Origin of the sequence: Methylohalobius crimeensis 10Ki (assembly GCF_000421465.1) — a bacterium.
Taxonomy (GTDB): domain Bacteria; phylum Pseudomonadota; class Gammaproteobacteria; order Methylococcales; family Methylothermaceae; genus Methylohalobius; species Methylohalobius crimeensis.
Window position 1 is genome coordinate 1,286,639 of sequence record NZ_ATXB01000001.1, and the last position, 12,053, is coordinate 1,298,691.

The following is a 12,053-nucleotide window of genomic DNA, read 5'->3' on the forward strand; positions in this document are numbered from 1 at the left end:
TCGTTGGCTTGAAAAATCATCTGGTCTGTCTTATTCGATGGTGTTTGTACGTCTAACAAGAGGCAGGCGTATAAACGGGAGATTATGAAATGAAATATTTAAAGCCCTTGATTTTAGCGATGGTAGTGGCGGTATCCAGTCCGGTATTTGCCGAAGAATCGAAGCGCGTCGTGGCAACCAGCGATTACGTGGTGGATCTCGCATTGCGTCCGATAGGGTTCATCGCTACGGTTACCGGGACGGGTTTGTACATTGGCCTGAGCCCGCTAACCTTAATCTCGCATGCATTTCCCCCCCATCGGTCCTTTCAAAAACTGGGCAATTTTTTGGTCGTGACGCCGGCTAAATTTACTTTCACGCGCCCGGTGGGGGATTACACGCTTCATTCAAACTACTGATAGGGGTTGATCCGGCAGTAACGCAAGCCAGTCAATGAGTTCATAGAGATTTCGAACCGCCGTATCGGGCGGCGGCAGCTCCCTCGGCCATGAAGCGCCCTCGCGGTTGACCCAAACCGCGCGCATGCCCACTTCCCTGGCTGCATGGATATCCAGGTGCGGGTCGTCGCCCACGTGGACCGAATGGCCGGCTTCGACTCCGGCTTGCGCCAGAGCTTTCAGAAACATCTCCGGAGACGGTTTGGCCGCGCCCACGCCGGCCGCTGTCAGGGAAAAGTGAAAGTGGGGACCGAGTGGGGTGCATGTTACATCGGCGTTGCCGTTGGTCAGCGAAACCAGCCGGTGCGTTTGAGCCAAGGTTTCGAGTACCGGGGGGGCGTCGGGATAAGGCGTCACCCGATTGCGCGCTCGAAGAAAGATTGCCATCGCTTCATCCGCCAGTGCCAACGGATATTCGAATGCCTCGAGAAGCAGTCGGAGGGAGGCGAGCCGCACCGCGGTCATGTCGTGGGCGATGGCCGGCTGTTGTCGCATGAGTGCTTGGCGGTGGGCGCGCAGACTATTGAGGTCGTGGCTCGAGGCAAGGCGCGGGGCGCGTTGCTGAAGCCATCGGAATGCCTCGTTCTCTGCCTGCCTTAATACCGGATCGGTAGGCCAGACGGTATTGTCCAGATCGAAGCTGATCAGGCGGATGGTGGTCATGCGACGGATTGTACCGTTTATCCGCGCTTAGTCAGAAGGCTTTGGCGCAATGATTCGGAGATGGGTTCATCCGGTCCCAGCCAGATGCCGAAATAAACCCGTGCGAAACCGGGCAGGGTGATTTCCGCCTGGAGTTCGTCGTTGAAATACAACCGGGTTCCCAGACCGGGGGCATGGCAGAGGCGGTAATGATCGCCCGGCGCAACATCGCGATAGGCTCGATGGATTGTCTCGATGGCAGGTGCCAAGCGGGTCAGAGTCGGAGGGTCGGCTTGGCGGTCAAGGATCTTGTCGGCGGCGGTCCGGATATCTTCGGCCGAGATTTCGCGCCCGTATCGGAGCACCAGACAGCGCGGTGTGTCCTCGTCGAGGACGTGTTTCTCGTCGGTTTCGGCGGGCAGATACAAGGCGGCGTCATAAACGTGCCAGATAAGGTAACGTGCCTCCCCTTGGCCCGTCAGTACCAAGCCGTGATCGCCGTAATCGAGTCGGGTCGGCCACGGGGTAGCCGCGCCGAGGGTTTTCCCTATGAGGATCAAAAGGATAAATGAGATGAATCGCTTGGAGTGCATTACTTCTCTCCGGTAGAAAGGTCGGCTTTGCGTCGTCGAATTTCTCTTTGGAGATCGAATTGGGCATGTTCGTCCAGAGGAAAGCGCCAGGCAATATAGATACAGGGCAATTTCAGCAGTACCGGCAGGCCGGCGTACAGAAATCCCAGGGCGGTGAGCGCCGAGGTGGGCTGGGTTGGGAGCGCCGGATCGTAGCCGGCCAGCCCCAGGAGCGGAAAGGCGATCCCCACCGCCAAGGCCAAGGCCAGTTTGGTCGCCATGCCCCAGATGCCGAACAGAAGACCGGCGCGTCCGCCGCCCCCGCGGGCGGTGTCCACGTCCACCACGTCCGCCTGGATCGCCGTCGGCAGGGCCATGTCGGCGCCCAGGGTCAACCCGGTGAATGCGACGGTGACGGTGAATACGGCCAGATCGCCCGGTCCGAGCCAGGGAACGATGGTGAACGAAAGCGCCGCCACCCCCATGGAAATGGCCCAGGCTCGGTGCTTGCCGATCTTGCGGGCTAGCCCGATCCAAGCGGGGAGGGCGACGACGCCCATGCCGAAGTAGAGAATCAGGAGTGGGCCGGTGGCCTCCGGGGCTTGCATCCGTTCGGTGATGAAGAGCAAAAATAGGGTCGCCGGCAATCCGTTGGCGAGTCCGTCCAGGACATAGGCCAGAAGCAGCCGCCGCAAGGGCTGATTGCTCAGCAGCAACCGCACTCCGGCCGTCAGTGCGGGGCCTTGCAAAATCCACCTGGATTCCGAGAGTACCCTGACCGCGATCAAGACCGTCAGGGGTAGGGTCACAACGACGCAAGTAAAAAGCAAGCGCAGCGTCGCGCCGGCGTCTTCCGCGATGCCCGCCAATGTGGGAACGGCCAGCGCCAGAAGCACTCCCAGGGCTTGAAAACCCTCGCGGCTGGCGGCCAAACGGCTGCGTTCGTGATAATCGGGACTCAACTCCGCGCCCCAGGCAGCGTAGGGAATGCTGACCAGGGTCCATCCCAGATAGGCCAGCAAGGTTCCCAGCAGCAGCCAGCCGGCCCCGATTCCCGCCGGCGGTAGAAACAACATCCAGATCCCGATCAGCAGCCACGGTACCCCCATGACCATCATGCCCCGGCGGCGCCAGTTGTCCAGGGACAGTCGGTCGCTCAGCAAGCCCGCGGCCGGATCGGTGACCACGTCGAAAAGTCGCGCCGCCAGCAGAATGCTGCCTACCAAGGGTGTCCCCAGCATCAGATCGCGGGCGTAATAGGTGGGCAGGTAGACGTAAAGAGGCAGGCCCAGGATGGCCAAGGGCAACCCTGGCAAACCGTAGGCGATCAGGCGCGGCAAGGACAGCGGTTTTTTCATGGGCGAGTCAGCACGAAGTGGTTGACATCCACGCGTCCGGTAACGAAGCCAGCATAGCAATAGGCCAGGTAGTAATGCCAGAGGCGCAGGAATCTGGGGTTGCAACCGAGCGCCAAGCATAATTCTTCTTGGTTCAAGAATCGGGCGCGCCAGTGACGAAGGGTGCGGGCGTAATCGGCGCCGAAGGTGTGACGGTGAGCGACTTGTAGGCCGGCTGTTTCCGCCTGTTTTTCGAAGACCGGTACCGACGGCAGCATCCCGCCCGGAAATACATGACGCTGGATGAAATCCGCCTGGCGTCGATAAGTTTCGAAATAATGGTGATCGATGGTAATGACCTGAATCGAGGCTCGACCACCGGGTTTTAGGACCCGGGCCAAGGTTTCGAAGTAAGTGGGCCAATACCCCTCCCCCACCGCCTCCAGCATTTCGATGGAGACGATGTGATCGAAAGTGCCGGTCAAATCCCGGTAGTCCTGCAGCTCGAGTCGAACGTAATCGGAGACTCCGGCTTTATGAACCCTTTCTCTGGCCAGGGTGAGTTGAGCGGGGGATAGGGTAATTCCTGTGACCCGCAAACCGTGAGCGGCAGCTTCGAGACCGAAACCGCCCCAGCCGCAGCCGATTTCCAGCACTGCTTGTCCCGGTTCGGCGTCGATTGCTGCCAGATGCATCCGGTATTTACGCCGCTGAGCGACGGCCAGGGAGTCGCTGGGGGAAGCAAACCGAGCCGCCGAGTAGCTCCAGGTTTCATCCAACCACAGCCGGTAAAATTCGTTTCCCAGGTCGTAATGGGCCTGGATGTTGCGCCGCGCTCCTGTTTTGGTGTTGACATTGAACAGGTGACGCAGACGGTCGATCCCTCCGGCCAACCCGGTACCCTCCCCGCCCAACTCGCGCTCATTAAGCGCCAATAGGCTCAGAAGGGCGAATAGATCAGGGCTGTCCCAGTCTCCGTCCAGATAGCTCTCGCCCAGGCCCATTGCGCCTTTAAGGGCGACCTTGCCTAAAAGTTGCATCGGGCGGTGAATTTTCCAGGAAGCCTCGGGCATCCCTTCATTACCGCGGAGCTGTTCGCGGTAGCCGCTGGCAAGTTCGATTTCCAGCGTGCCTTTGGAAATGTTTTGCAGGCGTTTTAAAAAGAGTTTATCGATTAAGGCCGGAGGACGTTGGATCGATACCGTCATGACTTGTCTCTTGTTTGCATGAATAAAAACGATTAGCCGCCGACTTCCTGGTCGGGAGGTTCGGGTTTGTGATAGAGGGGGATTTTCTGGAGCCAAAGCTTGAGCGCCTGCCAATGGATCATGAGAATCACTTTGAAGGTGGCCAAGGGAAATCGGCACAATGCCCGCAACAGGGCGCGATCGGTGAGCGCTTCCCGGCGACCGGACTGGGTCGCGATCAGCATCAGCCGATCCTCTTGATACTCTTGAATCGAGACTTGCAGCCGCTCGGTCGGCTCTGACAGACGAAAGTGATACACCGCCTCCATGCCGATAAACGGAGAAACGTGAAAACATTTGGCCGCCTTCGAGCACAGCGGCCATTGGATCGGGCGACCCTGTTCGTGGAGCAGATAGCCGTGCCACTCGCCGAAAGTGTTATGCACTTCCGCCAGTACCGCCCGGAGGCTGCCGTCGCGGTGACGGCAGTACCAGAGGCTGAGGGGGTTGAACACATAGCCCCACAGGCGGGGGAGGGTCAAAAGAGACACTTCCCCGCCTGCCAATCCGATACCGGCGTCTTCGAGCACCTGGTCGATCCAGGGCCTTAGCGGCCGCCCGTCTCGAGGGCCGTGGTCTCGATCGTAAAATGCCACCGGCGCCGGTCGGTTGTAACCGAACAGCTTGAGTTTTCGGTCGTATTGGGGCAGGGCGTCGAGATCCAGCAGCAGACTGAACAACCGGTAGCGGAACCGGTAGCGAACCGGGAACCGGCGCGCATGCATGATGGAGCAGTAATACAGGGAGGCGGCGTGGGGTTCGCGCATTAGATTATTCCTGGTCGTCCAACCAACTGGGTAAGGCATCCAAGCGGCGTGCTATCGCCACCGCACTGGCTACCGCGTCCTCATGGAAGCCATGACCGGTATAGCTGCCCGCCAGCCAAAGCCCATCCTTTCCCTGCAAAGCTGCGATTGCATGTTGAGCCGCTAAAGCGTGGCGGTCGAACACCGGGTGTTGCCACGTGCACATGAGAAATACGCGATCTTCCCGCGGCGGTCGGAGGGGGTTGAGGCTGACGAATACGGGCCGGTTCATGGGCAGGTGCTGGAGACGGTTCATCCAATAGGTGACCGAGACCGCGTGTTGGTCTGCGTCTTCTGCGGTTAGATAATTCCAGGCGGACCAAACTTGTCGCCGTACCGGCATCAGCCCTTCATCTCGGTGCAACCAGGCGATGTTGTTTTGGTAAGGAAAAGCGGCCAGGCAGTCCCTTACTTCTTGCGGTTCATTTGCCAGCAAGGCATGGGCTTCGTCGGCATGGCAAGCCAGGATGACTTGATCGAACGTTTCCGTCTTGTTTTCCGCAGTAATATCCCAGCCTTTCGATCCCGGACGAACCGATGTCACCGGGCAATTCAGCTTCAGTTCAAACCGACCGGTCGCCAGGAGCCGTTGGACGTAACGGCGGCTTCCTCCTTCGACGGTGCGCCACTGAGGACGATTGAACAGATCGATTAAACCGTGGTTATGGAAGAAACGGCACAGGCTGAGCGCCGGAAACTCCTGCATGGTCCGAGTGGGGCAAGACCAGATCGCCGCCGCCATGGGAAGCAGATAGGCTTGGGCCAGGGGCCCGCTCAACCCCTCGCGGCATAGAAATTGGTCCAAGGTCAGTGAGTCGTCCGGATTTTCCAGCAGCCGCTTGGCGGCGCGGTTGAAGCGGATAACCTCCCCCAGCAGCCGCCAGTGGCGTGGATTGAGTAAATTGCTTCTCTGAGCGAATAATGTATTGAGATTGTCTCCGGCCCACTCGTAACGTCCCTCATCGGTGGAGAAAGCAAAGGACATATCGGTGGGGCGGCTAGCGACCCCGAGATGGGAGAAAAGACGGGTTAAAAGGGGGTAATTACGCTCGTTATAGACAATGAACCCCGTATCCACCGCCAACTCTCCGTCGGGGCCGGGAATCTCAACCGTATGGCTGTGTCCGCCCGGACAAGCGTTCCGCTCCAAGAGCGTCACCGAATATTTCGCAGACAAAAGCCAGGCGCTAACCAGGCCTGCAACGCCTCCCCCCACAACGGCCAATCGTGGTGATGCCATAAGCACTCCGTAAATGTTTTGAATAACTATTGTATATAATTTTCCAATCTGTACAATATTTTTGTGGCGAACATTTACGCTTGCTTTCAAGTTGAAAAGCAGGTTTCATCATTAACCAAGCCAGAAGAAGGGCGGGAGCTATGCGGCCGAAAGTAGTCATTCTCGGTGGCGGATACGCGGGCTTGGCCACACTCGTTGCGCTTCACGAACGCTGCCCCGGGGCGGACGTGACATTGGTCGATCCGCACTCCGCGCATATCAAACGGACGCGTCTGCACGAATTGATTCGCCATCCCGGCGGGCGTTGCCAAATCCCGTTCCGCGACTTCGAACGGCGTTTCGGTTGCCGGCATCTCCAAGCGGAAATCCAATTTAACGAGGAGAATTTGGAGAATTGGCAACATAGCAAAACCCTTCTTCTCGATGGCCAACGGTTGGCTTTCGACTACCTTGTCATTGCGACCGGCAGTCGACCCTGCTCATTGCCTGTGCTGGGAGCGGCGCTGACGCCCGATGATTTGAGCCGACTGGATTTCACCGCTTACCTCCGGCGGAGGTTGTCGGATTATGAAAAAGAAGAGGCTTGGATAACGGTGGTCGGCGCCGGCGCCGGCGGTATCCAGATTTTATTCGAGCTGGATGCGTGGCGCCGGCAATGGCGGAATATTCCCGCGCACACGTACGGCTTGCGCTTGGTGGATGCCGGTCAAGTTGTTTTGGCGCAGTTCCCTCGGCGGATGCGTCAATACGCCGCCCAGAAAATTTCCAAAGCGGGGATTCAGTATTTGGATCAAACCCTTCTGCGCGAATGCCGGGAAAATCAGGTGCAGTTGGAGCATCGAATCAGCGGTGAGAAACAAACCCTGCCTTCTGCCCTGACGATGGTTTGTCTGGGGCTGGTCGCTCATCCCAGGACGATTCAGGTGAATCCTTTCGGACAGGTCGTTCAAGGGGGAAGGGTGATGGAATGTTTGTTCGCCGCCGGGGATTGCACCGCCTTCGCCGGGGGCGGTGCCAATACCCTCAGCGCCCAGGTGGCTACCCGTAAGGGACGTTTGGTAGGGGAAAACATCGTTCGTCATCGTCACGGTCTCAGCCTCAGTCCTTACCGTTTTCGGGAGATGGGGTATTTCGTCAGCATGGGACCTGCCGACGGCGTGGGATGGCTGGGCATCCCGGAAAACGTGGTCGCGGGATTGCCGGCTTTTTTTATCAAAGAAACGGTCGAAACCTTGTACGAACTCTCCATCTTTTGAAAGGAGGGTGCCTGTATGGACGAGCATTTTCATACCGTGATCATCGGCGGAGGCTGTTTGGGAGCGGCTTGCGCCATTGCGCTGCGACGCAGCTTGGGGCCCGGTCAGGTGGCGCTGGTCGAACGCAAGGTGCTGGGGGCGGGTTTGAGTTCCAGGCACAGCGCTATCGTCCGCGCCGTCAACGCTTCCGTCAACGCCGCCAGAATGGGAAAGGCCGCCATAAATTGCTGGAAACGACTCGATGCGTATTGGGGCGTCAAAATTCCCTATCAAGAGCCGGGCGCGCTTTGGATCGCTCCGGCTGACGAACAGGGGCAATGGAGCGAACTGGAGCGTTCCATGCAGCGCTATGGTGTGGGCTTTCAACGTCTATCGCCTAAGGAGGCAGAGAAACTTTGCCAAAATGCGATTCGTACCGATCCTGAATCGCTTTATTTTTATGAACCCGAGGCGCTGCTGCTCGAGACGGGGGAGGTTTTGACTGCGCTGCAGACAGCTCTCCGTGGCAACGATGTTCAGGTCTTCGAGCATTGCCCCGTAGTGGCGTTCGAACAGGATGATGCTCAACGAATCATCAAGCTTCATACCCGTCAAGGCTCGTTCAACTGCGAGCAGGTGGTCAACGCCGCCGGTGCCTGGAGCGCGGAGCTTTTCGCCCGCTGCGGGATCGCGATTCCGGTCGCCCTGGAGCCGGTCTTGGCGGCCAACTTTCTGGCCGGCGGGCAAGAAATACCTGAATCCTTACCCATCATTGCCGATTATGTTCAGAACGCTTACTTTCGCCGCTGGCCGGGAAGTCAGTTGCATGTCCACCGGCCCCGATCCCGAAACGGCCGCGATGTTCTGGCGGCTTTCACCCGTTTTGCCTTCATGTCGGAAGCGGCTGATCGGGTTTACGAGGCGGGCAGCCAGGGCGCTTCAGAAGAACAATTGACCGCTTATCGGGAAAAGATTCGTTTCCGTTTCCCTCAGGTCGGTAATCCGGTATCCACCTATGCCTATCCTTCTTTTTTCGATATCACGCCGGACTTGCGTTTTATTTTGGGAAAAGATTCCAAAGTCGGAAATCTCATCCATTGTCTCGGATCGGGGCAGGCCCTGAAGTATGCTCCCCTATTCGGAGAGATCGTCGCCGCTCTGAGTACTGGAGAGGATCCGGGTTTCGATTTGCAAGAATTTTCCATCGACCGATTCCACAACCGACCGCTTCGTGAGCTCTGTCTGTCCCGTAATGCTTCCACTGGCCTCTAATTGATAGGAGTACTTGTTATGGCTACCCGTTATCGGAGATTTTGGGATATCTCCACCAGCGAAAAACTCATCGATACCTTGTTTCTGCTGACGATCGGGGTGGGTTATCTGTTTGCTCTCACCCATCTGTATTTCACCTACAACAATCGGGACGGAAATCCGGGCATGTCGGTTCAGGATGTGATCATTTCTTACTATGGGTCGATGGAGCAGACTCGTCTGGAGGCGGCGATCAATGGCATTATGGCGGGATATGTCGGTTCTGCCGAGAACAAGAACACCCTCATCAAGTGGATTCATAGCGGCAAAAGCCGGGACCGCTTCGAGGAAGAGGTCGCTCCCATTTTCCAGCAAAACTGCATCGGTTGCCATAATCCCCAGGCCAATCCGTCGCTGCCCAATCTGACCACGTACGAAGGGGTGATGGAAGTGGCCGCGGGCAAACCTGCGTCGCTGCCCAACTTGGTCAAGGTATCGCATATCCACCTGTTCGGCATCGCTTTTATTCTGTACTTGCTGGGCAAGATATTCATTTTGTGCGACATGAATGTCACCCTCAAACGAACCATCGTCATCATTCCTTTTGTGGCGATGCTGGTGGATATTCTTTCCTGGATTCCTGCCCGCAATCATCCTTTCTTTGCCTATGTCATCGTCGTCTCCGGTGGTGTGATGGGGCTGTCCATGGGGGCTCAGATCTTCTTCAGTCTTTATCAGATGTGGCTGCATCCTTTTCATCCGGGCCTGAATATCCCCGCCGACGAGCAGGCAAGGGTGCTGGAATGCCAGGATGTCTTGCATCAGTATGGGTACGAACTGATTCCGGAAGGGGGGGGATGGTTGGTGAAGGAGGGATTAACCAGCTGGCGGTTTCTCCATTCCACCGACGAATTGGAGGCCTATGTCGGTGAGGTCAAGGCTCGATGTCAGGGGGATTGAGCGATGCTTGCCCGATCCTGGTGGAAATTGACGGTTGCGGCCGGTGCCACCGCCACGGCGGCTTTCATCGGTAGCCGGTTTCGGCCCGGCGAGTGGTACCAGCATCTGACCAAACCCCCGTTTACGCCTCCCGATTTTGTGTTCCCTCTGGTCTGGAGTGCGCTCTATGCCTTGATGGCGGTGGCTGCCTGGTTGGTTTGGGCGGTGCCGGCAAGCCGCTTGCGCAATGTCGGATTGAGCTTGTTCTTTTTTCAGCTTGGGGCGAATGCCGCCTGGAGTTGGTTGTTTTTCGGACGTCATGCGATCGGTTGGGCTTTGCTCGATCTGGGCTTGCTGCTTGTGGTGGTAGGCGCTTGTGTGGCGGTCTTCGCTCGTCTCAGGTCCTTATCTGCCTACCTGATGATGCCGTATCTTCTCTGGACCGGGTTTGCCGGCATTCTCAATTTTTGGATCTGGTTATTTAATTGAATTGTCCTGCTCAAGGAATACCTTTTATGTATACCGTCGATGTTTCAGCTGATTTTTTTAAGGAGGCCGTTGAGTCTTCTCCTATCGTTATTTTTCATTCGTCACTGACGGACGTCCGTACCCTTATAGATTGGTTGGATAGTCAAGGTTTAGACTTTCGATCGGTCGAGATGCCCATGGCGAACCGGCAACATCGCGAGCTTTTTCAGCATTTGAGCGAAACCTACGCCTGGCACGGTCTGCCGATGATTTTCCTGAATGGTCAGTTCGTAGGGGGCGAGCCGGAACTTCGTTTGGCGCTCCAAAGAGGTGAGACAGACAGCGTACGGCTAATGGCCTGGTTGGGGTACGGGGGGCTGTTGCCGTTCATCCTGGGCGCGCTGATTTTAGGAGTGGTGCATCCATCTTTGCAGCCCTTCTTTGGAACAATGCTTCTAAGTTACGGCGCAGTCATTCTCTCGTTTGTCGGGGCTGTCCACTGGGGATGGGTAATTGCAGGCGGTGCTAGCGGTAAAATGGTTCATCGTCATCTTCTCTGGAGCGTAGTGCCGGCCCTCATCGGCTGGCTCACTTTGACATTGCCCTTTGGAATCGGAGCTGCAATTCAGGCGGTTTTATTTTTGATCGCCTGGCGCATCGATCTCGCCTGGTATCCCGAGCGCGAAGATCTTCGGTTTTTTCGTACCCTGCGTACCCATCTCAGTTTTGTGGTAGTGGGATGTCTAATGACGGGAATTGTGGTGCAATTTTTGACCTAGTTTTAGGTTGTGCATAAAAAATTGACTGCTTTGTTTGTTTTTGTATAATTATTGTATAGAGTTTGATGAGGGCATGGGATGAGCCGGGATTTTGGCATTGACATGTATGAGTTGCGTTTGCCGGTTGGAGACAGCAGGGATGCTGCTTTTTTTCGATAAGGCATTTAATCGATTTTTAGTTGAATTCCATGCAAGCAGTCATCTGGATTAATTTTTATATTTCCGTTTTAATTTCGGTCGTCGGCGGCCTTTTCGTGTTGCTCAAGCCGGGTCTGGTATTTCCGGAAATGATGCAGATCTATGGCCCTATGGGGCGGAATTTATTGGTCATTGTTTTTTATCTGGTGGCAATTCAATTTTTACTTTGGATGTTCCGATATCGCCATAAAGGTTATCTGGAAGCTTTGTTTATGGGAGCTCTGTTCCTGCTGGCCGCGGCGGGCATTCCGTTTTATTCGCGCATCAACGGGATTCCCCTCAGCGTTCCTTTGGTGATTGGACTGACTTACTGCGGAGTGTCCCACCTGCTGTATTTCGGAGATACTTATATGCGCACACGGAAGTCGTCGAAAGGTGGGAACCCCCCGTTTTGAGGAGATTGGATCATGGTGACACGGTGGCGAGATTGGTTGCCCGACTGGCAGTCACTTTTAAAAATCGTATTTTACGTGGCGTTATTATATGTCCTTCAAGTGTTTGTCATTCTGCCGTTCATGCGCTATGTGCTGGATTCCGATTATTTTGCCCGGACCGACGTCATCGAGCCGGTCAATGGCGAGAGAGCCCGGTCGGCCCAGTTGGCGTGTGGCGAATATATCCGCCGAGAAATGGGGGCGGCTCGAGTCGAGTTTCCTACTGGCGCCGAAAAGATTTGGAGTCTCGGGGGCGGTCGATACTTGATCAAGGCCAGCGTAATTGTCACCGATTCTCCGGGGGTGGCGAAAAAACAGCATTATGCTTGTTATATCAAGTATCAAGGCGGAGACGTCTTGGATTCCGATAACTGGGCATTGCAAGGACTCGACTGGCGTTCTGAGGAACCGGATTAACAAGACAAGCTGTGAGCAGCAGCCGCTTGAGAATAAGGTAATTTCTATCAA

14 protein-coding genes are annotated in these 12,053 nt (G+C 56.4%); 8 read left to right on the forward strand and 6 right to left on the reverse strand.

Annotated features, from left to right (window positions below; translation table 11 throughout):
* Positions 1-89: 89 nt before the first annotated feature.
* Positions 90-398, forward strand: coding sequence for a hypothetical protein (locus tag H035_RS18540; protein ID WP_022948183.1), 309 nt, complete (start codon positions 90-92; stop codon positions 396-398).
* On the opposite strand, the gene H035_RS0106515 is transcribed toward H035_RS18540, so the two are convergent.
* Genes H035_RS0106515 through H035_RS18550 form a run of 6 tightly spaced genes read right to left on the reverse strand, consistent with a single transcriptional unit; the run spans position 387 to position 6,281 of the window.
* The gene (locus tag H035_RS0106515) at positions 387-1,100 is read right to left on the reverse strand and encodes an HAD family hydrolase (protein ID WP_022948184.1); all 714 of its coding nucleotides are present in this window, start codon (positions 1,098-1,100) and stop codon (positions 387-389) included. The genes H035_RS18540 and H035_RS0106515 overlap by 12 nt on opposite strands.
* A gap of 17 nt (positions 1,101-1,117) precedes the next feature.
* Positions 1,118-1,672, reverse strand: a complete 555-nt coding sequence (locus tag H035_RS18545) for a chalcone isomerase family protein (protein WP_022948185.1) — start codon at positions 1,670-1,672, stop codon at positions 1,118-1,120.
* Positions 1,672-3,009 (reverse strand): MFS transporter, encoded by a 1,338-nt coding sequence (locus H035_RS0106525; RefSeq protein ID WP_022948186.1) that lies wholly within the window; start codon positions 3,007-3,009, stop codon positions 1,672-1,674. The genes H035_RS18545 and H035_RS0106525 overlap by 1 nt, the downstream gene beginning before the upstream one ends.
* Positions 3,006-4,196: an SAM-dependent methyltransferase gene (locus tag H035_RS0106530; protein WP_022948187.1), complete on the reverse strand. Its 1,191-nt coding sequence runs from the start codon at positions 4,194-4,196 to the stop codon at positions 3,006-3,008. Before H035_RS0106530 ends, H035_RS0106525 begins: the two co-directional genes overlap by 4 nt.
* 32 nt (positions 4,197-4,228) lie before the next feature.
* On the reverse strand, positions 4,229-5,002 hold the full coding sequence (locus H035_RS0106535) for a DUF1365 domain-containing protein (protein ID WP_022948188.1): 774 nt from the start codon (positions 5,000-5,002) through the stop codon (positions 4,229-4,231).
* Between the two features lie 4 nt (positions 5,003-5,006).
* Positions 5,007-6,281 carry an NAD(P)/FAD-dependent oxidoreductase gene (locus tag H035_RS18550; RefSeq protein ID WP_022948189.1) on the reverse strand — a complete coding sequence of 425 codons (1,275 nt, stop codon included), beginning with the start codon at positions 6,279-6,281 and terminating at the stop codon, positions 5,007-5,009.
* Between the two features lie 140 nt (positions 6,282-6,421).
* Between H035_RS18550 and H035_RS0106545 the strand changes: the two genes are divergently transcribed.
* The 7 genes from H035_RS0106545 (at position 6,422) to H035_RS0106575 (ending at position 12,002) form a co-directional block, all read left to right on the forward strand.
* Positions 6,422-7,537, forward strand: a complete 1,116-nt coding sequence (locus H035_RS0106545) for an NAD(P)/FAD-dependent oxidoreductase (protein WP_022948190.1) — start codon at positions 6,422-6,424, stop codon at positions 7,535-7,537.
* Positions 7,538-7,552: 15 nt separating this feature from the next.
* Positions 7,553-8,788: an NAD(P)/FAD-dependent oxidoreductase gene (locus tag H035_RS18555; protein ID WP_022948191.1), complete on the forward strand. Its 1,236-nt coding sequence runs from the start codon at positions 7,553-7,555 to the stop codon at positions 8,786-8,788.
* An 18-nt stretch (positions 8,789-8,806) separates the two neighbouring features.
* The gene (locus H035_RS18560; protein WP_022948192.1) at positions 8,807-9,727 is read left to right on the forward strand and encodes a hypothetical protein; all 921 of its coding nucleotides are present in this window, start codon (positions 8,807-8,809) and stop codon (positions 9,725-9,727) included.
* 3 nt (positions 9,728-9,730) lie between these two features.
* Positions 9,731-10,195, forward strand: a complete 465-nt coding sequence (locus tag H035_RS0106560) for a TspO/MBR family protein (RefSeq protein WP_026596342.1) — start codon at positions 9,731-9,733, stop codon at positions 10,193-10,195.
* Positions 10,196-10,221: 26 nt separating this feature from the next.
* Complete coding sequence (locus H035_RS0106565; protein ID WP_026596343.1) at positions 10,222-10,953, forward strand: DUF3429 family protein; 732 nt, start codon at positions 10,222-10,224, stop codon at positions 10,951-10,953.
* Positions 10,954-11,141: 188 nt separating this feature from the next.
* Positions 11,142-11,546, forward strand: coding sequence for a hypothetical protein (locus H035_RS0106570; RefSeq protein ID WP_022948194.1), 405 nt, complete (start codon positions 11,142-11,144; stop codon positions 11,544-11,546).
* Positions 11,547-11,558: 12 nt separating this feature from the next.
* A complete protein-coding gene (locus H035_RS0106575) occupies positions 11,559-12,002 on the forward strand; it encodes a hypothetical protein (RefSeq protein ID WP_022948195.1) in 444 nt (147 codons plus the stop codon).
* Positions 12,003-12,053 lie beyond the last annotated feature (51 nt).